Origin of the sequence: Lachnospira eligens (assembly GCF_009680455.1) — a bacterium.
Taxonomy (GTDB): domain Bacteria; phylum Bacillota; class Clostridia; order Lachnospirales; family Lachnospiraceae; genus Lachnospira; species Lachnospira eligens_A.
Genome location: NZ_WKRD01000013.1, coordinates 24215 through 45526 on the forward strand (window position 1 = coordinate 24215; position 21312 = coordinate 45526).

22 protein-coding genes and 2 tRNA genes are annotated in these 21312 nt (G+C 39.0%); 23 read left to right on the plus strand and 1 reads right to left on the minus strand.

All coding sequences use genetic code 11. The features are described 5' to 3' along the window. Nucleotides 1-50: 50 nt before the first annotated feature. From GKE48_RS13755 to GKE48_RS13775, 5 genes are all read left to right on the plus strand, one after another. Entirely contained in the window at nt 51-1469 is a 1419-nt protein-coding gene (locus GKE48_RS13755; protein WP_242865614.1) for a phospholipase D-like domain-containing protein, read from the plus strand. Between the two features lie 118 nt (nt 1470-1587). Continuing rightward, a tRNA-Val gene (locus tag GKE48_RS13760) sits at nt 1588-1660 on the plus strand. A 30-nt stretch (nt 1661-1690) separates the two neighbouring features. Continuing rightward, nucleotides 1691-1764, plus strand: a tRNA-Met gene (locus GKE48_RS13765). Nucleotides 1765-1975: 211 nt separating this feature from the next. Next, a complete protein-coding gene (locus GKE48_RS13770) occupies nt 1976-2650 on the plus strand; it encodes a DNA alkylation repair protein (RefSeq protein WP_055216837.1) in 675 nt (224 codons plus the stop codon). Nucleotides 2651-2654: 4 nt separating this feature from the next. Continuing rightward, a complete protein-coding gene (locus GKE48_RS13775; protein ID WP_154301343.1) occupies nt 2655-3992 on the plus strand; it encodes an MATE family efflux transporter in 1338 nt (445 codons plus the stop codon). Nucleotides 3993-4042: 50 nt separating this feature from the next. Here the strand turns inward: GKE48_RS13775 and GKE48_RS13780 are convergent, their stop codons facing one another. After that, a complete protein-coding gene (locus tag GKE48_RS13780; protein ID WP_055216833.1) occupies nt 4043-5020 on the minus strand; it encodes a hypothetical protein in 978 nt (325 codons plus the stop codon). A gap of 424 nt (nt 5021-5444) precedes the next feature. On the opposite strand from GKE48_RS13780, the gene GKE48_RS13785 reads away from it, so the two are divergent. The 18 genes from GKE48_RS13785 to GKE48_RS13870 all read left to right on the plus strand — a co-directional run bounded on the left by GKE48_RS13785 (nt 5445) and on the right by GKE48_RS13870 (nt 21158). After that, a complete protein-coding gene (locus GKE48_RS13785; RefSeq protein ID WP_022098827.1) occupies nt 5445-6314 on the plus strand; it encodes a phosphate ABC transporter substrate-binding protein in 870 nt (289 codons plus the stop codon). A 61-nt stretch (nt 6315-6375) separates the two neighbouring features. Continuing rightward, a complete protein-coding gene (gene pstC / locus GKE48_RS13790) occupies nt 6376-7344 on the plus strand; it encodes a phosphate ABC transporter permease subunit PstC (RefSeq protein WP_154301347.1) in 969 nt (322 codons plus the stop codon). After that, the gene (pstA, locus tag GKE48_RS13795; protein WP_154301344.1) at nt 7337-8197 is read left to right on the plus strand and encodes a phosphate ABC transporter permease PstA; all 861 of its coding nucleotides are present in this window, start codon (nt 7337-7339) and stop codon (nt 8195-8197) included. The genes pstC and pstA overlap by 8 nt, the downstream gene beginning before the upstream one ends. A 13-nt stretch (nt 8198-8210) precedes the next feature. Then, the gene (pstB, locus tag GKE48_RS13800) at nt 8211-8972 is read left to right on the plus strand and encodes a phosphate ABC transporter ATP-binding protein PstB (protein ID WP_022098824.1); all 762 of its coding nucleotides are present in this window, start codon (nt 8211-8213) and stop codon (nt 8970-8972) included. Beyond that, nucleotides 8972-9640, plus strand: coding sequence for a phosphate signaling complex protein PhoU (phoU, locus tag GKE48_RS13805; protein WP_055288155.1), 669 nt, complete (start codon nt 8972-8974; stop codon nt 9638-9640). Before pstB ends, phoU begins: the two co-directional genes overlap by 1 nt. Next, entirely contained in the window at nt 9615-9848 is a 234-nt protein-coding gene (locus GKE48_RS13810) for a hypothetical protein (protein ID WP_022098822.1), read from the plus strand. Before phoU ends, GKE48_RS13810 begins: the two co-directional genes overlap by 26 nt. A gap of 90 nt (nt 9849-9938) precedes the next feature. Next, nucleotides 9939-10421 (plus strand): hypothetical protein, encoded by a 483-nt coding sequence (locus GKE48_RS13815; RefSeq protein ID WP_147604250.1) that lies wholly within the window; start codon nt 9939-9941, stop codon nt 10419-10421. A gap of 420 nt (nt 10422-10841) precedes the next feature. Continuing rightward, nucleotides 10842-11051 carry a sulfur carrier protein ThiS gene (gene thiS / locus GKE48_RS13820; protein WP_022098820.1) on the plus strand — a complete coding sequence of 70 codons (210 nt, stop codon included), beginning with the start codon at nt 10842-10844 and terminating at the stop codon, nt 11049-11051. 500 nt (nt 11052-11551) lie between these two features. After that, complete coding sequence (locus tag GKE48_RS13825; RefSeq protein ID WP_012738727.1) at nt 11552-12340, plus strand: thiazole synthase; 789 nt, start codon at nt 11552-11554, stop codon at nt 12338-12340. 66 nt (nt 12341-12406) lie between these two features. Beyond that, a complete protein-coding gene (gene thiH, locus GKE48_RS13830) occupies nt 12407-13666 on the plus strand; it encodes a 2-iminoacetate synthase ThiH (RefSeq protein WP_022098819.1) in 1260 nt (419 codons plus the stop codon). A 61-nt stretch (nt 13667-13727) separates the two neighbouring features. Continuing rightward, nucleotides 13728-14273, plus strand: coding sequence for a thiamine phosphate synthase (locus GKE48_RS13835; RefSeq protein WP_278320319.1), 546 nt, complete (start codon nt 13728-13730; stop codon nt 14271-14273). Between the two features lie 130 nt (nt 14274-14403). Continuing rightward, on the plus strand, nt 14404-15903 hold the full coding sequence (locus GKE48_RS14880; RefSeq protein ID WP_055288149.1) for a hypothetical protein: 1500 nt from the start codon (nt 14404-14406) through the stop codon (nt 15901-15903). A 304-nt stretch (nt 15904-16207) separates the two neighbouring features. Continuing rightward, a complete protein-coding gene (locus GKE48_RS13845) occupies nt 16208-17065 on the plus strand; it encodes a DUF4430 domain-containing protein (RefSeq protein WP_022098816.1) in 858 nt (285 codons plus the stop codon). Then, nucleotides 17044-17961, plus strand: a complete 918-nt coding sequence (locus GKE48_RS13850; protein WP_173016952.1) for an energy-coupling factor transporter transmembrane component T — start codon at nt 17044-17046, stop codon at nt 17959-17961. The genes GKE48_RS13845 and GKE48_RS13850 overlap by 22 nt, the downstream gene beginning before the upstream one ends. Before the next feature lie 7 nt (nt 17962-17968). Beyond that, on the plus strand, nt 17969-19636 hold the full coding sequence (locus tag GKE48_RS13855; protein ID WP_022098814.1) for an ABC transporter ATP-binding protein: 1668 nt from the start codon (nt 17969-17971) through the stop codon (nt 19634-19636). Then, nucleotides 19636-20487 carry an ECF transporter S component gene (locus GKE48_RS13860; protein WP_022098813.1) on the plus strand — a complete coding sequence of 284 codons (852 nt, stop codon included), beginning with the start codon at nt 19636-19638 and terminating at the stop codon, nt 20485-20487. The genes GKE48_RS13855 and GKE48_RS13860 overlap by 1 nt, the downstream gene beginning before the upstream one ends. Before the next feature lie 48 nt (nt 20488-20535). After that, nucleotides 20536-20715, plus strand: coding sequence for a hypothetical protein (locus tag GKE48_RS13865; RefSeq protein ID WP_173016953.1), 180 nt, complete (start codon nt 20536-20538; stop codon nt 20713-20715). Between the two features lie 269 nt (nt 20716-20984). Next, nucleotides 20985-21158 carry an RNA 2'-phosphotransferase gene (locus GKE48_RS13870; RefSeq protein WP_243138516.1) on the plus strand — a complete coding sequence of 58 codons (174 nt, stop codon included), beginning with the start codon at nt 20985-20987 and terminating at the stop codon, nt 21156-21158. Nucleotides 21159-21312: the final 154 nt, after the last annotated feature.

Consider the following 21312-nt stretch of genomic DNA (forward strand, 5'->3'; position numbering starts at 1 on the left):
ACAGATATTTAAGGAGTATTGTTGTGAAGTCTTACAATAGGAGAAAACTTATGAAGAGAATAATTCTTGGGGCAGTGATACTGCTTGTGGTGCTTATTGCCGCAATCGTAGCCTGCGCCCTGATAAGTTACCACAAACAGCCAGAGCTTACTGCTGATGAGATTAAACAGCTTGATGAGCAGGGCATATGGAAAGAGAGAACAAGTGCCGAGCGGGCGCGCATTATTGAGGATAATGACGAGGCGCTTAAAGAGCGGATAAGAATGATAAGCAATGCAAAGAGTGAGATTATACTCTCAACATTTGACTTCAGGTCAGATGACAGCGGAAAGCTGATGCTTGGAGCACTTATTGATGCTGCAGACAGAGGTGTATCGGTCAATGTTATAGTTGACGGGGTATCCGGTTTTACCAAGATGAAGGGCAATCCTGATTTTAATGCACTTGCGTCATCAGACAATGTGAATGTGAAGATATACAATAAGGTCAATCCTTTTAAGCCGTGGCAGTCAATGGGAAGGCTTCATGATAAATATGTCATAGCCGACAGGACTAATTATATACTTGGTGGAAGAAATACATTTAACTATTTTCTGGGAGCATATCCGGGACATAAGAATTACGACAGAGATGTGCTTGTGTACTGCGAAAGTCCTGATGAAACCAGCTCTGTGAATGATGTTCTTGCTTATTATGAGAGTGTCTGGAACTATAAGGAGAGCAAGGCATTTTTAAAGAATAACAAATGTGCAGGCAATAAGAAGGTCAAGGCGGCAAGGAAAGAACTACTTGATAATTACGACATTTATTATGCAGATAACAAAGATTACCTGACTGACACTGATTATACAGATGAAACAGTTGAAGTCAGCAATATAGCACTTCTTAGCAATCCGATAGAATGTGGCGCAAAAAAGCCGGTAGTGTGGTATCAGCTCACGAAGCTTATGGAACAGGCGGATACACAGGTTAAGATACATACGCCTTATATTATCTGCAATGAGTATATGTATGACGGATTAAAGAAGGTATGCGATTCTGTTGAAAATGTGTCACTGATGACTAATTCAGTAGGCAATAATGGCAATCCATTTGGATCAGCAGATTATTATGCGCATAAGGATAAGGTGCTTGGCACAGGGCTTGAAGTGTGGGAATATGAAGGCGGATATTCATACCACGGAAAGTCGGTTCTTATAGATGATGATATATCGGTGGTTGGCTCATTTAATATTGATATGAGAAGCGTGTATCTTGATACAGAGCTTATGCTTGTTATTGACAGCAAGGAGATTAATGAACAGCTTGGAGGTGCCATGCAGACGTATGAGCATAGTGCAAGAAAGGCTAATGCTGATGGCACATACGATAATCCATATAATGTGCAGCCTGTAGCGCTTACGCCTAAGAGAGAACGCAGAATGAAGCTGATTAAGAATTTCCTGTTGTGGACGAGGTATTTGTTCTAATTAAAATTTTGTGAAAAAAGTTTTGAAAAAGTCAAAAAAGTGCTTGACAGGTAGCACATTTTAATATTATAATAGCAGAGCAGTTTGCGAGAGAAATCAAGCGAATTGTTCTGAATGTGGGGTCTTAGCTCAGCTGGGAGAGCATCTGCCTTACAAGCAGAGGGTCACAGGTTCGAGCCCTGTAGGCCCCATTTCTTTTTAAGACATTCAGTAAATATTATGGCGAGATAGCTCAGTTGGCTAGAGCACACGGTTCATACCCGTGGTGTCGTGGGTTCAAATCCCTCTCTCGCTACTATCTAAGAAGTGGAAGCAGGCGATGCTTCCACTTTTTTTGCGCGAGTAGCGATGAGAGAAGCCATGGAAAGTTTACAGCCGTGCTTGCACGGACTTGGAACTTTGTATGGTTTTACGAGGAGCACCGCGACAACGACAGAACGAAGTTCTGGAGTATGAGCTGCTCGCGCAACCCGCGGCGATGAGCCAGCTCACACAGGAGGGGAATAATGACACATTTACAGGAAGAATTGTTTAAGCTGCAGGACACAGAGTACAGGGATTTTAACAGCAGTCTGATTCCGGGAATTGAGAAAGAGACAGTTATAGGAGTAAGGACTCCGGTTTTAAGAAAATTTGCAAAGGAATATGCAAAGAGCGGAGAAACTGAGCAGTTTATGCGTGAGCTGCCACATAAGTATTATGAGGAGAATAATCTTCACATGATGTTAATTGGGCAGATTAAGGATTATGCTGAGTGCATAAGTGAGCTTGAAAAGTTCCTTCCATATATTGATAACTGGGCAACCTGTGATTCACCGCTTCCAAAATGTTTTGATAAGAATAAAGAAGATATTCTTGAAAGGGCGAAGAAGTGGATTGCAGCAGATACCACATATGTTAAAAGATACGGAATGGGCGTTATGATGCGCCTGTTCCTTGACGAGGATTTTAAGGAAGAATATATACAGCTTGTTGCAGGTGTTAAGTCAGAGGAGTACTATGTAAATATGATGATTGCATGGTATATGGCTACAGCACTTGCTAAACAGTGGGATGCGGCGATTCCTTATATACAGGAACACAGGCTTTCTGAATGGGTACACAGAAAGTCAATACAGAAGGCTGTAGAGAGTTACCGCATTACACCAGAGCAGAAGGATTATTTAAAGGGTTTAAGATAAGGTTATGAAATCAAATGAAATAGATATGACGACAGGTTCCCTGCCAAAGAAAATATTAATGTATTCAGTGCCGCTTATGTTGTCAAATGTACTGCAGGTTATGTTCAACCTGTGTGATGTGGCGGTAGTTGGTAAATTTGTAGGACCACTGGCACTTGGTGCGGTAGGTTCAACGAGTATAATTATTACATTGACAACCGGCATCCTGCTAGGACTAGCAGGTGGTGTCAACGCTGTAGTCGCGCTGTTTGTGGGGGCTAAGAATAGTGCAAATGTAAAGAAAGCAGTCCACACTTCAATTGTAATATGCATGATTGCGGGACTGCTGCTGCTTTTGTCTGGACTGTTCCTTTCAAGACCGGTGCTGAATCTTATAGGAACTAAGAAAGAACTGATAGATGGTGCAGTTATATATCTTACAATATATCTTCTTGGTTCACCGGCACTTGCCATGTATAACTATGGTAACGCAGTGTTAAGTGCAGTTGGAGATACCAAAAGGCCACTTATGTATCTTATTACAGCGGGGATAATTAATGTGGTACTTAATCTGTTCTTTGTAATAGTATGCAGGCTTGGAGTTGTCGGTGTTGCACTGGCAAGTATAATATCACAGTATATATCAGCATTTCTGATACTTAAATTCCTGTTTGGCTGTGGCAAGGATTACGGACTTTATATAACAAATATAGGAATGGATTCGCATATAGCAGCGAGAGTGTTAAAGATTGGATTGCCTGCAGCAGTACAGTATTCACTTTTTGCAGTTGCCAATCTGTACATACAGACGGCAGTTAATTCATTTGACCATGTAGTTGTTGAGGGCAATTCGGCTGCGGCTAATGCTGATAACATTGTGTATGATATGATGGCGGCATTCTATACTGCATGTACAAGCTTTATAGCGCAGAATCTAGGAGCAAGAAAGCGTGACAGGATTAGGAAAGCATATCTTGTTACACAGATGTATTCATTTATTATAGGAGCAGTGCTTGGTGCATTGCTTGTAGTTTTCAGGACACAGTTTCTTAGTCTGTTTACAAGTGATCCGGATGTGCTGCATTACGGCTCAATAAGACTGGGAATAATGGGATGCTCTTATTTTGTATCCGCATTTATGGATAATGCGGCAGCGGGAGCAAGAGGACTTGGCAGAAGCGTTATACCTACAATAATAGTTATAATGGGTTCTGTTGTATTTAGAATCATATGGGTGTGTACAATATTTGCAAGTATACATACACTGATGTCACTCTATCTTGTGTATGCGAGTGCGTGGGCATTTACATCTATTATAGGAACGGTGTATTTTATAATAATATTCAGAAAGACTTTGAGATAAAAGGGCTGTGTCTTAACACATATAATCGTTAAGGCACAGCCTGTTTAATATTAGTTATTATTAGCGATAGCAGCTTCTGCTCTTTCTAAATCTTCTTTGGTATATTTAGTTAATATCTGTTCTTTAGTTATTCCGAATTCTAGCATGGAAATTATTGAATTGACTTTTTCAGTGTCTATGCCAAGTTCAATACCCTCATTTCTGCCTTTGCTTTCACATTCAGCCTGAAATCGTTTCATTGCTTCACACATATTAACAGTCCCTCCTTGTTCATTATCTATACATAAGTCCATAAGCTTTGGAACTGAGGTTATGCTACATATCAGTTCCATTACATCAATATCTACATTGCGGGATTCATATTCACGATATATTGAATCGAAATCATCGTTATATATGTTCCTTATAATATTAAACACATTTCTTACATCTTCATTATAAAATGTATACTTATCAGAATCAAGTATCTGAACCAGATTTAACTTATAGTCGGAGAAGTAAGTTTTGATATTATCAGGCATGGAAACCATCATGTCAGAGAGGCATGATGGGCCGTCCCATAATGAATCACCATAGTATAAAACGAGCGTGATGATAGGGTGGAAGCGGTCAGATTTGTCAATTCCAGATAAGAATTCTTCAGGAGAGCTGAAAGAATCCTTATTTAGCTTATGCTGTTTCTTGATGTCGTTGTATTCCTTTATGTAGCCGAGTGCGTCATAGGTCATGGTTCGCAAAGGCATGGCATAATGTGTCTTATCCTGAATCTCAAGACCGAGAATATTAAACTCTACGCCGTCTGACATCTTCTTTACAACATCTCTGTTTCTGGTAATAGATTCATTGTAATTCTTAGACTGGATAGTAGCAGAAACATCAGTGTCCATCTCAGTAAGCTTATCAGGCTTAAGCACCTGCCTGCCATTAAAGACAGTAGCATTGAAAAGGTCTGCAAAATGTTCATTATCGCGCCAGAAAGTCTTAAGAGAGACATCTTTCTGGTGAGTAGTGCGGTTGTTATTATTCATATGTCGCCTTTCTTAAATGTTTCATATGTGAGATATAGTTAAAATATAAAATGATGCATCAATGTGTAATATATAATAACAATATGAAAAGTATATGTCAATATAATTTATAAAATATATTATACATCAATATTCTCAATGGTAATCATGAAGAAATTATGAAAAACGGCACGATTTTAAGGATGATACAGATACTGCTGTATGTCTAAATAAAATAATCAATCACATACATTTTACAAAAACTTTACGAACGTGAGATTATGCATTTTACATAACATTGATAACATACCCTCTGCAAGCAGATGCAGAGGGTTTTCTTTTTTGAGACGACTCACATATCATTCGGTCAGGAAACTGATTCAAGCCCCTATGAAAATCTTCTGTTAATGCTTGCAAATAAAAAAAGAGGAAGGTAACGAAAGTTATGAGAAAAGGAATTAAAAAGTTACTTACAGTTGCATTAACAGCAACATTAGGTCTTGCAGCATTAGCAGGCTGTGGAACAGGTACATCATCAAATGGAGATGGCTCAGCAAACGGAGGCACAACTAAGGAGCTTTCAGGAAAGATTCAGTTAGCAGGAAGTACATCAATGGAAAAGATGTGCGGCGCTCTCATGGAAGCATTCATGGAAGAATATCCTAATGTAACAGTAACAACAGAATATACAGGTTCAGGCGCAGGTATCGAGTCAGTAACATCCGGAGCAGTTGATATTGGTAACGCTTCAAGAGCTTTATCAGATAAAGAAAAGTCAGCAGGTATTGAGGAGAATATCGTAGCAATTGATGGTATCGCAATGATTACTGATAAGAACAACAAGGTTACTAATGTAACAAAGCAGCAGCTTACAGATATCTACACAGGAAAGATTACTAACTGGAAGGACCTTGGCGGTTCAGACGAAGCTATCGTAGTAATCGGCAGAGAGGCAGCTTCTGGTACAAGAGGAGCATTTGAGGAACTTCTTGAAGTTAAGAATAAATGTGCATATGCACAGGAACTTGACAGTACAGGCGCTGTACTTGCCAAGGTAGCAGCAACTCCAGGTGCAATCGGATATGTTTCATTAGATGTAGTTGATAAGACAGTTGCAGCTTTAAAGCTTGATGGTGTAGATGCAACAGAGGATAACATTAAGGCTGGTAAGTATACACTTTCAAGACCGTTTGTAATGGCTACTAAGGGTTCTGTTTCATCACAGAGTGAACTTGTTCAGACATGGTTCAACTTCGTAAAGTCTGACGCAGGCAAGAAGGTTATCAAGGGTGTAGGCTTAATCCTCCCAGAGTAAGCCGCGGTTAATATAGATTCTGAATGGAGAGATTGACATGGATGAGGTTATAAATGTTGGTATGAATAAAATAAATAAAACGCCAGAAGCTGTTAAGGCAACAGCAAACAGTTCGTTAAAGGGTAATAAAAAGTCAAAGCATGCAAGTGAAAGCGTGGCACGGTTTATATTCCTTATATGTGCGGTAGTAGCTATCCTGGCAGTCTGCTCCATTACCATCTATATGTTTATAAAAGGAACAGAGAGTCTTAAAAGTGTCGGAATAGCAGACTTGCTCTTTAAAACAGTATGGGCGCCAACTGCTACACCGCCTGCATATGGAATTGTATACATAATTCTTTCATCAATAGTAGGAACAACACTTGCGATTCTTATCGGAGTTCCAATTGGATTATTAACAGCAGTTTTTTTGACAGAGATAGCAGGAAAAAAACTTGCAGCAGTAGTTCAGCCGGCAGTTGAACTGCTTGCAGCAATTCCTTCTGTTATATACGGACTTCTCGGATTAATGCTATTAAACCCCCTCCTTTATAAATTAGAAAAGCATGTATTCGCGAATTCCACAACACATCAGTACACAGGAGGAGCCAACCTCCTGGCTGCAGTGCTGGTGCTTGCAATTATGATACTTCCAACAGTTATCAATATGAGCGCGTCAGCAATCAGGGCAGTTCCAATGAATTTAAGAGCAACATCGCTTGCTCTTGGTGCAACTAAGATACAGACAATATTCAAGGTTGTAGTTCCGGCAGCCAAGTCAGGAATTATAACAGGAATCGTTTTAGGTATAGGAAGAGCCTTAGGTGAGGCAATGGCTATTAATCTGGTAGCCGGTGGTTCAGTAAATCTGCCGCTTCCATTCAACTCAGTCAGATTTCTTACAACACAGATTGTAAGTGAGATGAGTTACGCAGATGGAGTACACAGACAGGTTCTTTTCACAGTAGGACTTGTTCTTTACATTTTCATAATGATTATTAACCTGATAATTACTTTAATGCAGAAGAAAGGGGAGAAAGCAAATGGATAATCTTAAAGCTAAAAAAAGGCATACGGAAGAGATTGCAGTATACTCAGCGATATATGTGTGTGCAGCATTTTCAGTTCTCCTGCTTTTAGGAATTATTATATATGTGTTCGCAAAGGGCGCAAGGCGTGTAAACTGGGCATTTCTTACAGGTGTTACATCAATTCTTCACGGAACTGTGGGAATTGCCGGTAATATTCTGAACACATTGATAATAATATTACTTACTATGATAATTACAACGCCAATCGGTGTAGGTGCTGCTATTTATTTAAATGAGTACGCCAAACCGGGAAAGCTTGTTACAGTTATAATATTTGCAACAGAGACACTTGCAGGAATTCCATCAATTATATTTGGCTTGTTTGGAATGCTTTTCTTCGGACAGTTATGTCACATGGGATATTCACTTCTGACAGGTTCTCTTACACTTACATTAATGGTGCTTCCGCTTGTTACGAGAAATACACAGGAAGCGTTAAAGACTGTACCTGACAGTTTCAGAACAGGAGCGGTAGGTTTAGGCGCAGGTAAATGGTACACAATCAGAACAATTCTTCTTCCGTCAGCAATGCCTGGAATTGTAACAGGAGTAATCCTTGCAATAGGAAGAATTATTGGTGAATCAGCAGCATTGCTTTTTACAGCAGGAAGTGCACATCTTCTTCCAAAGACTTTCGATGCATTTCTTGAGAAAATATTTCATTCGGGCGGAACACTTACAATCCAGCTTTATTTAAGCGCAAGCAAGGGTGAATTTGAGGTGGCATTCGGCATAGCGGTTGTACTTCTTGTAATTGTACTTCTTATTAATTTTGGTACAAAGAGGCTCGCTAAGAAGCTCGAAAAGCACTAATTGGGAGGAATATATGAGTAATAAGATTAAAGTTAAAGTTGAAAATCTGAACCTGTATTACGGTGAAAATCATGCCCTTAAGGATGTGAACATGGATATACAGGAAAATGCAGTGACAGCATTTATCGGACCATCTGGCTGTGGTAAATCAACATTTTTAAAGACATTAAACCGTATGAACGACTTGGTTGACGGTGTAAGAATAGATGGCAAGGTGCTTCTTGATGGTGAGGATATATATGATCCATCAGTTGATACTACAATCCTTCGAAAGAAGGTTGGAATGGTATTCCAGCAGCCTAATCCTTTTCCTATGAGCATATACGATAACATCGCTTATGGCCCAAGAGTTCATGGAATAAGAGATAAGAAAAGACTTGACCAGATAGTCGAGGAGAGTCTCCGTGGAGCAGCTATATTTGATGAGGTTAAGGACAGATTGAAAAAATCGGCCATGGGTCTTTCAGGCGGACAGCAGCAAAGAATCTGTATAGCAAGAGCTCTTGCGGTACAGCCTGAAGTTCTTCTTATGGATGAGCCGACATCAGCTCTTGACCCTATATCTACAGCCAAGATTGAGGAACTGATGGAAGACTTAAAGAAGAAATACACAGTAATCGTGGTAACACATAACATGCAGCAGGCAACGAGAGTTTCGGATCAGACAGCATTTTTCCTTGTAGGGGAGATGGTGGAGTTTGGAGATACTAAGCAGATATTCTCTTACCCGCAGGATAAGAGGACAGAAGATTATATCACAGGAAGGTTTGGATGATGAGAAGTAAATTTGACGAACAGCTTGACAGACTTAATAAAGAAATGATGAAGATGGGCTCTGCAATTGAAGATTCTATACGAAAGGCAGTTGATGCGCTTGTAAAACAGGACGCAGAGCTTGCTAAAAAGGTTATGATTCAGGACGAGGAGATTGACAGGGAGCAGAAGACTATTGAGAGTATCTGCTTTAATCTTCTTATCCAGCAACAGCCGGTTGCTAAGGATTTAAGAACAATTACAGCAGCTTTAAAGATGGTTACTGATATGGAAAGAATTGGTGACCAGGCAGCAGATATCGGCGAGATAACTATTAAACTTGCCAACCAGCCATACATAAAGAAGTTAGAGCACATCAACCAGATGGCTTCTGAGACAATGCTTATGTTAATCAGAAGTATTGAAGCTTATGTTGAGAAAGACATGGACAAGGCAAGAAAAGTTATAGCATATGATGATGTGGTAGATGACCTTTTTGAAAAGGTAAGAGATGACCTTATTGCAATGATACAGGCAGATTCAGCCAATGGTGAGCAGGCTGCAGATCTTCTTATGGTTGCCAAGTATTTTGAGAGAATAGGAGACCATGCAACTAACATTGCAGAATGGGTAATATTTGCTCTTGATACGAAGGGAGGTTTTGATGAAAATGCTTCTGAACATTTGTAAAAATACTAATTTAACTGAAAAGAAATATGAATATCTGTTTCTTCTTCTTAACACCCTTGCATGGTGTGCAATCGGCTTTGTAGTGTGGGCGGTTGTAAGCATATTTGCATTCAAAGGAACGGAATGGATGTTTACATTCGTTGGATATTTTGGACTTATTCCCGGCTTTATCGGAGGGGTTGTTGAGGTCTGGAGGAATGAGCGGTAACGGGACTTTTATTTATATTAAAAAAGGCATAGAATATAGGCAGAGGTGATTGTTATGAAATTTGCTATGAAACACGGAGGCTTATGTTCTATGTCTTTTGTTTTGCGTATATGTTTATGTGTTGTATTCTTGTGTACATGGGTGGCGTTTCTTTGCGCGTGTGAGGGTAATGCAAGCAAAATCAGTAACACAGGTGTTGAGGAAAGCACTTACGTTTTACAGTCTGGTATTGGAACAGATGCAGCCACTTCTTTAGAGGGACAGCCAGTGATGAGAAAAGGTTATAATCCACAGATGGATTTTGCTTATGATGAGCATGATGATGTAGATATTGACGAGAATTATGTTGGCAGCTTATGCGGTGAAGCCACAAAAGAACTTGAAACAATGTTCGGACCAGCAGAATTCTATGTGACAGCAGAAAGTAACGAAGATGACAGTTACACAATCGATGTGTATTATAATGAAAAAGCTGCGTCATTTTCAGATGATGAGGTGGAACAGATAAGAATGTATATTAATCAGGAATACAAAGAAGTGAGACTGTCAGAGATTAATATACAGGGCTGGTAGTTGTAAATTAAGCCAGCTTATGTTATATTAATTGAGGCGTTGAATTGGGGACACCACTTTTCAAGACCAGCAGACAGGATTATATGAATGAATCATGTCAGCGAACATACAACAGGCGTCGGTAATAAAAGATTTCCGGCGTGTTTATATTATGATTTTAAAGGCAGAACCAGCTGGAAAGCGGTTCTGCCTTTTTTGCGCGAGCAGCGATGAGAGAAGGCATGGAAAGTTCACAGTCGTGCTTGCACGAGCTGTGAACTTTATATGGGTTCTCAAGGAGCGCCGCGACAATGCCAGAATGAAATTCTGGCATATGAGCTGCTCGCGAAGCAATGAGCCGTGCAAGCTGGAATGTGCTTGCACAAATTCCAGCTTATACGGCGAATGCCCATAATGAACAACGAAGGGAAAGGAGAGTCTATGGTACAGATTAACGGAGAGCAGGTTGAAGCTTCAAAGGTTGTGGGGAAAACACTTCTTGCTTATGTAACAGAGGCAGGGTATGACCCTGTAGGCATTGTGATTGAGAAGAATATGGAAATAATTCACAGGGAAGACTTTGACAAGGTTAATATTGCTGATGAAGATGTGATTGAGATATTGCATTTTGTTGGCGGCGGACAGTTTTAATATGAGTTTAGTCTGAGAGCAGGGAGTCTGGCTGCTTATAAGCAATGTCAGAGCGGTTAATAATAGGCAAAGACCTACTACAATTACAGAATTTGAAATTGAGTAGGTTAATATTTGGCAGGGAAATATTAAGAAACCTACAAGGCGTGAGAAAATCAAGATTTAGTAGGCTTTTGTGATAGCTGACAGCCTATAAAAGCGAGATAAACAAGGTATTTATAGGTCGTATTAAAACATGAGAGTAAAGAAAGACCTATAAGAAGCTTTATAAGAGTTTGATTAGTAGGTTTTCTGAAAATAAGAGAGCTGACGCGAACCTACTAAAAGACAGAAAATACATTTTTTATAGGTTTTCTAGCGGTAAGAGGACAAATTCAATCAGCAATTACAAGATTGAGAACATAAAAGAGAGGCAGGACAGACTATAGGTGCAGGAAGTATTGCCAGAAAAAGAACAGTCATCAGAAACATAATAAAAAAGATAACAGGAGGAAGCAAAGATGGAAAATAAGGCACAGGACAAGAAAGAAGATAAGTTAATATTAGGAGGACATGAGTTCAACAGCAGATTCATATTAGGTTCAGGAAAGTACAATGTGAATCTTATTAAGGCGGCAGTTGAGCAGGGCGGTGCTGAAATTATCACACTTGCTCTTAGACGTGCCAATACAGAGAATAAAGAGAATATTCTTGATTTCATACCGAAGGGAGTAACTCTTCTTCCTAATACTTCAGGAGCAAGAAATGCAGAGGAAGCGGTAAGAATTGCGAGACTCAGCCGTGAGATGGGATGTGGAGATTTTGTAAAGATTGAGATTATGCATGATGCAAAGTATCTTCTCCCAGATAACTATGAGACAGTGAAAGCAACAGAAATACTTGCTAAGGAAGGATTTGTTGTAATGCCATACATGTATCCTGATCTGAATGTGGCAAGAGATTTACAGAATGCCGGAGCTGCCTGCGTTATGCCGCTTGCTTCACCGATTGGAAGCAATAACGGACTTTCAACCAAAGCATTTATACAGATACTTATTGATGAGATTGATCTGCCAATTATCGTGGATGCAGGAATTGGCAAGCCTTCGCAGGCATGTGAGGCAATGGAGATGGGAGCTGCTGCGGTTATGGCTAATACAGCGATTGCGACCGCAGGAAATGTTCCAGCAATGGCAGAGGCGTTTAAGAAGGCTATAGAGGCAGGAAGAAGTGCATATCTTACAGGAATGGGAAGAGTTCTTGCAAGAGGTGGAAGTGCATCTGACCCATTAACAGGATTCTTACGTTAAATGTGGAGAGCAATCTGCAAGAGGAATTGTGGTATTAAAAAATAAAATAGAAAAGAAGGCAGAATAATGAACGAAGAAAATCAGGTGTATTTTATAGACAGTGACCAGCTTCCACCGGCTGCGTTAGAGAGAAAACATAAGTTAGAGCAGGATCCGTCATTCAGAACAGATTACATGAAATATCTTGATGACATGGAAATAATTGATTCAGATATTAAGGATAAAGTCTTAAAGGCAATGGATGAGTATGATTATGATTCATACGCAGCTGCAGATGTGGAGAGGGCATTAAGCAAAGAAACATGTAATATTGAAGATTTTAAGGCATTGCTTTCACCAGCTGCAGCACCTTATTTAGAGCAGATGGCAAGAAAAGCAGAGAATGAAACTAAGAAACATTTTGGCAATACAGTGTATATATTTACACCTATCTATATAGCTAATTACTGCCAGAATTACTGCATATACTGTGGCTTCAACTGCTACAATAATATTCATAGAAAGAAACTTTCATTCGAGGAAATTGAGCATGAGATGAAAGTTATTGCAGATACAGGAATGGAAGAAATCCTGATACTGACAGGAGAGAGCAGAAAATATTCAGACGTTGAATACATTGGTGAATCAGTTAAGATTGCAAGAAAATATTTCAAGAATATCGGCATAGAGATATATCCTGTAAATGTGGATGAATACCGCTATCTTCATGAGTGCGGAGTTGATTATGTAACAGTATTTCAGGAGACATATAATCCTGTAAAGTATGAGACATTACATTTGTTAGGTCATAAGAGAGTATGGCCATACAGATTTGATGCACAGGAAAGAGCACTTATGGCAGGTATGAGAGGTGCAGGCTTTTCAGCATTGTTAGGACTTGATGATTTCAGAAAAGACGCACTGGCAACAGCACTGCATGTATATTATCTTAACAGAAAATACCCACATGCAGAACTGAGTCTTAGCTGTCCGAGACTCCGTCCGATAATCAACAATGATAAGATTAATCCAAGAGATGTCGGCGAAAAGCAGTTGTGTCAGGTGCTTTGTGCGTACAGATTATTTCTGCCATTCGTTGGAATAACAGTTTCAAGTCGTGAGAGTGCGCAGTTTAGAAATGGTATAACCAAGATATGTGCCACTAAAGTTTCAGCAGGTGTTTCAACAGGAATCGGCGACCATGAATCTAAATATACAGGAAAAGAAGATGGTGATGCCGGAGATGAACAGTTTGAAATCAATGATAACCGTTCATTTGACAGAATGTATAAGGATATGGAGGATGGCGGGCTTCAGCCAGTCGTGAATGAATACATTTATGTATAGAAAATATATATGTATAACGAACAGACATCTGGTGAACGGCAGCGGTGGCGCAGAGTGTACCATGGAGGAGTACATTATGCAACTTGAAAAATGTGTGGCACTGCACCCATATGCCATGATACTTCGTGAAAAGGATATGGACAGGCAGGACTACAGGGAACTTGCCAGACACATACAGGTAATGTGCAGGAAAGCTTCTGTTAAAATGTTTGTTCACAGTGATATCAGTGCGGCAAAGTATGCAGACTGTGGAAATGTACATTTTTCAATGGAACATTTTAAACAAATGTGTGAAGAACAGGCAGATGTGATAAAGAGGCTTGATTGTGTGAGTGTATCGTGTCACAGTATGGAAGAGGCAGTGAATGCTGTCCGCGCAGGAGCAGACCAGATTGTGCTTGGAACGATATTTGAGACACAGTGCAAGCCGGGGAAGATGGGAGCAGGACTTAGTTTTCTTAAAGAAGTGAGTAGAGCGGCTCATACTGTTAATCCCACAGTAAAAGTGTTTGCGATTGGAGGAATTAAGCCTGATAACATTAAAAAAGTGCTTGAAGCCGGTGCAGATGGCGGATGTATGATGTCATGGTTTATGCAACATAATTAATATAATATACAAAGAAAAACTTCTGTGATATAATTTCGCGGAAGTTTTTCTTTTTTTAAAATTTTTTAAACTTATTTAAACTTCATTTCGTATAATAATATATAGAACTAAAGAAAGGGCAGAAAATTATATGAAAGACATGTTAAGACTAGGTACTAAAGATAGAAAAAAATATCTAATTATAAGCGTAGTGTCAGTCTTAGTTATAGCATTAATAACTGTTTCCATAATTGCTGTGCAATTAAGACATAATAAGAATGAAAAAAAGAAAAATGTAGAAGAAACAACTGTGCATACAATGATGGTGCAGGAAACTACAGTGCAAGAGACTACAGAAGAGGGAACCACAGAAGAGGATACAACGCAGGAAGAGAGTGCAGAAGTAGTAGATAGGGAAGTGGTTGAAGAATTTTTTGAAAATGAGATATCAACAGAAAATGAGGAGGCATTTGAACTTCCGCCAAGGCAGCTTACGGACGAGTTTATCCCATATGATGGACAGAAGAGAGAAATAACATGCTATGGGGATAGTATGATGGCCGGAGCAGGAAGTGCAACTGAAGGAAAAGTAAATGGAATTGATATATATGGGTGGACTACACCTGTTACAATAGAAAAACTGACTAATATACCAACACATAATCTTGGAGGGTCAGGAGAAAATTCAAGTCAGATTACTTTTAGGGCTGGTGGAACAAAGGTTTATATAGACAGGGATATTACAATAAGTGAAACTGATTCGGCAATAGCTCAGATTATAGATGAAAATGAAAATGTATTTGAAACAGATAATTATAGTGGATATGGATTTGATTATGATCCTTATCCGGGTGATATGTATATAAATGGTTATTTGTGTGATGTTAAAAATACAGGTGATGGTCAGGTTGAAATTAAACTTACAAAGGGATATGCAGCATATGACAATTCTACTGATAATAGTGTTGTTATATATGAAAGTGAAACAGCTGCATATTCAAGACAGGGAGCAGATATAAAAGCAGAGAGTGATATAGTAACAGAATATGACACAGTGATAAAAGAAACAGAGTCACAAACATCTGGTGAAAAACCAATGGAGAAGCCAACAGAAAAACCAGCAGAAACTTCAGGCGTAGAAAAAGTTACAATTTCTGGCGGAACACAGGCAATGACAAGGGCATCACAGGAAAGAAGTGCGAAAGATATATTAATACTTGAAATGGGAAGTAATGGCGGCTGGGAAAATGATTATCAGCAGCTTATTCTTCAATATGATAATATAATACTTAATTCCGGCTGCAAATATTATATAGTACTCGGAGATACGGATGATCCGGCTGATTCTGTAGATGTTAATCAGGGAGAGTATGGAGAAGACGGTAATTATGTGGGAATCGGTGATACAGCATGGGAAGCAGCCTTAAGAGAAGCATATGGCGAGCATTTTTTTAATACGAGAACATATATGATTCAGAATGGATTAAGTGACTGCGGACTTGATACAACAACAGATGACCTTGAGAATTTCAAGAAAGGTAATATATCTGAACAATTAAGATATGACTGGACACATTTTAACTGTTATGGATATTATACAAAGGGAATTGGTGTATACAAGAAAGGCGTAGAACTAGGATACTGGAGTTAGAATTTTACAAGAATTATACATGAATATGATTACACCTTTTACATTAAATGGTTATTATGAATATGCATTGAAGGGGGACAGCCAAAAGACGGGGATGGCTGTGGTTCCCGGATATGTAAACTTATAGACCATGGAATGTAGAAAGGTGGTACTCATATGGAAGTAGCTATCTTAAAGCATTCGCAGCGTAAGCTGCTTTTTTTATGCCCTAAAATGTTAATTTGTTAAGAAGGTTTGAATAGATTGACTGTATATGTTATTATTTCAAAGTAAAATCAATAAGAAATATTAAAGAGAAATATGAATGTTTAACAAATACAGAAATATAAAAAAGATTGGTCTTGTGTTAATAGGTCTTGCCTTAGTTATATTTTTAATAACCAATGTAAGAATCCGTTCTGTTGATTCCTACAGAAAGCAATTCAGTAATATGGCAGATTCGGGTCAGACACAGCCCGACAGACCAGATAATAATGATAGATTACAGGATGAAACCATCAGTACCGATAATGCCAATGCCACAGACAACGGCAGCTTTGATGGAACGGGTGATGGAACAGTTTCAGATGACAATTCTGCTTCTGGCTCAACGGATAATATAACAGTTACAGATAATAATTCCGGTTCAGGTGGTAGAGAATCAGACAGGAGTAACGGAAACGCCGTATCAGGTGGCAATGATTCAGAAAGCAGCAATTTAGGGAATAATACTTCAGAAAGTAACAATTCGGGAAATGATGATTCAGGGAATAATTCACAGAATACCAGACCGGCAGGCAAGGTAATCAGTTGTACTATAGAGATAAGATGCGATAATGCGACAGCGAGAAAAGACACTGTTAATCCGTCAATTGCATCACGTATCCCTGATGATGGAACTATACTTGAAGTTACAACATACACTGCAGTTGAAGGCTTTACTGTATATGATGTTCTTGCAGCAGTTACAGCAATGCATGATCCTGTAATTCCGATAGTTGCTAATTCTGATAAGTCGTATGTATCAAGCATTAATAATCTGTCAGAGAAGAATGTAGGACCACAAAGTGGCTGGACTTACAGAGTTAATGGAGTTCTGCCTATGATGGCGGCTAATCAGTATACAGTAAAAGATGGAGATGTAATAAAATGGATATACGTGTGCCAGTTAGGCGACAAGTAACTAAATATTCAGCATTTGCAGTAATGCATCCGTGGACGAATTTCATCTACATTGCACTTGTGCTGGTGATAACCATGTTCACAATGAACCCGGTGATACTGGCGGTTTCGTATGCAGGTTCACTTGCCCTTGGAATATATATGCAGGGTGGTTCTTTTATTAAGAAGAATATTATGATAACAATTCCTGTTGTTATATTCTCTGTGTTAATCCAGCCAATTTTTAATCACAGCGGAGTTACACCGTTGTTTTATATTAACGATAACATGGTATGTCTTGAGAATATAATATACGGCGCAGTTATAAGTCTTTTATTAATTGCAGTCATACAATGGTGCAGTGTTGCAGCCAGTTATCTTTCTTCGGAGAAAATGATGTATCTGTTCGGAAGTTTTATTCCTTCTGTTGGCATGATATTTTCTATGATATTAAGAATGATACCGCTTATGAGAAAGAGATACAGACAAATACATGACGCACAGATGGGACTTCGAGGAGTGGAGAATAAGAATGGCATCTTTGAAAAAATCAGACATTTTGCGAATGAATTTTCAACTCTTATAACATGGTCACTTGAAAGCTCAATGGAAACTTCTATGTCTATGGAGAGCAGGGGATATGGACTTAAAGGAAGGACAAGCTTTAACAGATTCAGATTCACACTAAAGGATACCTTTACGATAATTATAATGCTTGTATGTTTTGTGATGGCTGTTATTCCAATAGCAGGAAAGAAGCTTGCAGTATATTATCTACCTGTAATATATTATACGAAATCAGGTGTAGAAGGAGTGCTGGCAGTTACAGCATTTGTAATACTGACAGTAACTCCATTGATAATAGAGATAATAGGAGATGTGCAGTATAAGAGACGAAGTTCATATAACGAAAGGTAATTGCATAATGACAGACACAATTATTAATGTTTCATCACTTTCTTTCGGGTATGCAGGAAGTGATGTATTGGTACTTGAAGATATAACATTTGATATAAAGAAGGGCGAGGTTGCGCTGATTATAGGCGCTTCAGGAAGCGGAAAGACTACGCTTCTTAAGATGCTTGGTAAAAGCATGATTCCAGAGGGGAGACTTAGTGGAAAAGCAGAATATTACGGCAGACAGATAAGCAGCTTAAGTCAGGCAGAAGCGGCAGTTAAGATTGGATATGTCGGACAGAATCCTGACAACCAGATTGTTACTGATAAGGTATGGCATGAACTGGCATTTGGGCTTGAAAATCTCGGCGTGCCAAATGCAGACATAAGGCGCAGGGTTGCAGAAATGTCTGAATATTTCGGTATTACCGGCTGGTATGATAAGAATACAGAGGAATTGTCTGGCGGACAGAAACAGCTTCTTAATCTAGCTTCCATAATGGTTATGAGACCAGAGGTTTTATTGCTTGATGAGCCGACGGCACAGCTTGACCCGCTTGCTAAGAAGAAGTTCATAGATACAGTTCTGGAGCTTAACAAGGATTTTGGAATAACAATTATGTGTGTTGAACACAATCTTGCGGATATCTATTCTAAAGCGGACAAAGTGCTTGTGCTTGAGAATGGAAAGCTTATATATAATGGTTCTCCTAGAAAGACAGCAGAAAGTCTTGTTAAGACAGAGAATCCGCTTGTTTATGGGCTTCCTTCATCTGTAAGGATATATGAGGGCTGTAAGAAGGATATTACATTTGAAACAGACTGCCCGCTTACAGTTAAAGAGGGCAGGAAATGGATAGCCAGTCTTAATATTAAAGGAGAATCTTATGTATCACAGGATAAGCATTACGAAACCGGGGATACAGCGGTTTCAGTTAAAAATGTGTTTTTCAGATACACTAAGAATTCTGCAAATGTACTTGAAAATATCAGCTTTGATATAGAGAAGGGCAGGATAACTGCTCTGCTTGGAAGTAATGGAGCAGGAAAGACAACGCTTTTAAGACTTATGTCAGGAATTAAAAAGCCTATATCAGGTAAGGTGAAGGTGAATGGAAGATGTGCAGTGCTACCGCAGAATCCTATGGCATTGCTTAATCAGATAAGTGTTGAGGAAGAATTAGCATCAGCAGTTATGGATAAGAGAAATTCGTCTGTTAAGAATATGGACAGAAAACAGAGAATTGTGCTTGTTGAGAATATGCTGGAGCGGACGGGACTTCTAAGGGTGAGAAAGCAGCATCCGTATGATTTGAGTGGAGGGCAGCAGCAGAGGCTTGCATTTGCAAAGATTCTGCTGTATGAACCGGATATTATTCTGCTTGATGAGCCAACTAAAGGAATTGACCCGTTCTTCTGTAAAAAGATGGGTGAATGGCTGGAAGAATTAAAGAATATGGGAAAAACTATTGTGATAGTTTCACACGATGTGGAATTCTGTGCATTATTTGCCGACAAATGTGGATTAATATTTGACAGAAACATAGAAAGTTACACAGATTCACACAGCTTCTTTGCAGGCAATATATTTTTCACAACGGATACTAACAGGATTATGTCCGATTTTTTCAAAGATTGTGTAACATGTGATGAAGCTGTTGAAACGATTCACAGATGTTTAGAGGATAATAGATAATGAGTGTTAATTATATGCTTATAAGCATTATTATACTGGCTGTTGCAATTGCCATTCCTTTCTTTACATTTGAAAAGAGGAAGCCGAAGGCAAGGCATGTTGTGATGATTGCAGTTATGTCAGCTCTTACAGTTGTTGCTAATATAATATGTGCGTATACGATACCGCTTCATGCGGGTACAGAACTTGTCATAATAACAGGGATTGCATTTGGACCACAGACAGGATTTCTTACAGGTGTACTGTCAAGATTTGTATGTAATTTCTTTATGGGGCAGGGGGTATGGACTCCGTGGGAAATGGCTGCGTGGGGGCTGCTTGGTGTTCTTGCGGGAATTGCATTTTATAAGCCGGAGCTTGTCGGATACTTTGATGATAAGAAAGAGATTGTAAGAAAGCAGGCAAGAACAGGTCTTTCGGTTATGGCTGTTCCCGTTGTGTGTATGGTTGTCTCGGAGCTTGTAGGATATATTGTGTATTTATTTACCACAAAGCCAGGAGAGACATTTTTTGGCTGGAGGTTGTATGCTTTCGGACTTGCTGGAATTATTATGGCAGTTCTTCTTATGAGAAGCCGCATACCGTGTAATTTCATTACAGTGACAATATTTACATTTATAAGTGTGTTTGTTATATATGGTGGAATTATGAATATTGCAGCCATGATGATGAACAGCACATATACGGATTCAGGCAGTGCCAATATATCATGGGAGGCACTGAAACTTCTGTACATAACAGGTGCGCCTTATGATGCAATGCATGCGGGCGGAGCGGCTGTGTGTGCATTTCTTTTTGGTGATGGACTGCTTGGAAAGCTTACGCGTGCTAGAATTAAATATGGGTTATAGAGAGCTGCTATAATTTGGAAAGCCTACTATAATAGCATTTTTAGGCGATTGAGTGGGTTGATTGAGGTATATGAAGGAATTATTAAGGCGTGTGCCATAGTTAACAGTAATTCTAATAAAGAGTATAAAAGGGTAGCGTGGAAAGTAAATGAAAGAGATAATAATGTATGGATAATCCATGCTCTTGCAGTGCGATATGAGTACCGCGGTATGGGTCTTGCTACTTAATTTGTAAAAAACTTAATATCATATGCTAAGTTAGAAAACATAGAAGCCATTCATCTTGATGTAATAGATAAGAACACACTAGCTGACAAGTTATATATCAGAGCTGGCTTTAAATATGTAAGTACTGAAAACATTTTTTATGAGGTAGTTGGAAACAGGCAGTTTAGAATGTATGAGTATGTGATAGAGTAGAAAGTATTAGAAATACGCATATAATGTGCAGTATCTGCCTTACAGGAAGCTATAAAAGAAAACTAAAGGGGATAACAATGGGATTAACGGACACAAGCAAATTTTTAAGTCTCATTTTGCGGCATAAGCCGGAAACAATAGAAATCAAATTTGATGAACATGGCTGGGCAGCAGGCATGGAAAGCCTGTGGTGTATAGGGTGGCAGCCGGAAAGATGGCAGATGAAGGATTTGAGTTTTTCTTATCTGTAAATGGAGTATGGCTTACGAAGGCTGTTCCGGCAGAGTATTTAAGCAAAATATAGTAATATAAGAATAAAAACTAAATATAAAAAGCAATAGTAAAGAAGGAATGATTGTGAATATAAGATATGCAACAATGGCTGATTTAGACGATATTGCATCG

Coding starts and splice junctions, on each gene's coding strand:
- GKE48_RS13755 (WP_242865614.1), top strand. CDS start 51: ATGAAGAGAATAATTCTTGGGGCAGTGATACTGCTTGTGGTGCTTATT.
- GKE48_RS13770 (WP_055216837.1), top strand. CDS start 1,976: ATGACACATTTACAGGAAGAATTGTTTAAGCTGCAGGACACAGAGTAC.
- GKE48_RS13775 (WP_154301343.1), top strand. CDS start 2,655: ATGAAATCAAATGAAATAGATATGACGACAGGTTCCCTGCCAAAGAAA.
- GKE48_RS13780 (WP_055216833.1), bottom strand. CDS start 5,020: ATGAATAATAACAACCGCACTACTCACCAGAAAGATGTCTCTCTTAAG.
- GKE48_RS13785 (WP_022098827.1), top strand. CDS start 5,445: ATGAGAAAAGGAATTAAAAAGTTACTTACAGTTGCATTAACAGCAACA.
- pstC (WP_154301347.1), top strand. CDS start 6,376: ATGAATAAAATAAATAAAACGCCAGAAGCTGTTAAGGCAACAGCAAAC.
- pstA (WP_154301344.1), top strand. CDS start 7,337: ATGGATAATCTTAAAGCTAAAAAAAGGCATACGGAAGAGATTGCAGTA.
- pstB (WP_022098824.1), top strand. CDS start 8,211: ATGAGTAATAAGATTAAAGTTAAAGTTGAAAATCTGAACCTGTATTAC.
- phoU (WP_055288155.1), top strand. CDS start 8,972: ATGAGAAGTAAATTTGACGAACAGCTTGACAGACTTAATAAAGAAATG.
- GKE48_RS13810 (WP_022098822.1), top strand. CDS start 9,615: ATGAAAATGCTTCTGAACATTTGTAAAAATACTAATTTAACTGAAAAG.
- GKE48_RS13815 (WP_147604250.1), top strand. CDS start 9,939: ATGTCTTTTGTTTTGCGTATATGTTTATGTGTTGTATTCTTGTGTACA.
- thiS (WP_022098820.1), top strand. CDS start 10,842: ATGGTACAGATTAACGGAGAGCAGGTTGAAGCTTCAAAGGTTGTGGGG.
- GKE48_RS13825 (WP_012738727.1), top strand. CDS start 11,552: ATGGAAAATAAGGCACAGGACAAGAAAGAAGATAAGTTAATATTAGGA.
- thiH (WP_022098819.1), top strand. CDS start 12,407: ATGAACGAAGAAAATCAGGTGTATTTTATAGACAGTGACCAGCTTCCA.
- GKE48_RS13835 (WP_278320319.1), top strand. CDS start 13,728: ATGGAGGAGTACATTATGCAACTTGAAAAATGTGTGGCACTGCACCCA.
- GKE48_RS14880 (WP_055288149.1), top strand. CDS start 14,404: ATGAAAGACATGTTAAGACTAGGTACTAAAGATAGAAAAAAATATCTA.
- GKE48_RS13845 (WP_022098816.1), top strand. CDS start 16,208: ATGTTTAACAAATACAGAAATATAAAAAAGATTGGTCTTGTGTTAATA.
- GKE48_RS13855 (WP_022098814.1), top strand. CDS start 17,969: ATGACAGACACAATTATTAATGTTTCATCACTTTCTTTCGGGTATGCA.
- GKE48_RS13860 (WP_022098813.1), top strand. CDS start 19,636: ATGAGTGTTAATTATATGCTTATAAGCATTATTATACTGGCTGTTGCA.
- GKE48_RS13870 (WP_243138516.1), top strand. CDS start 20,985: ATGGGATTAACGGACACAAGCAAATTTTTAAGTCTCATTTTGCGGCAT.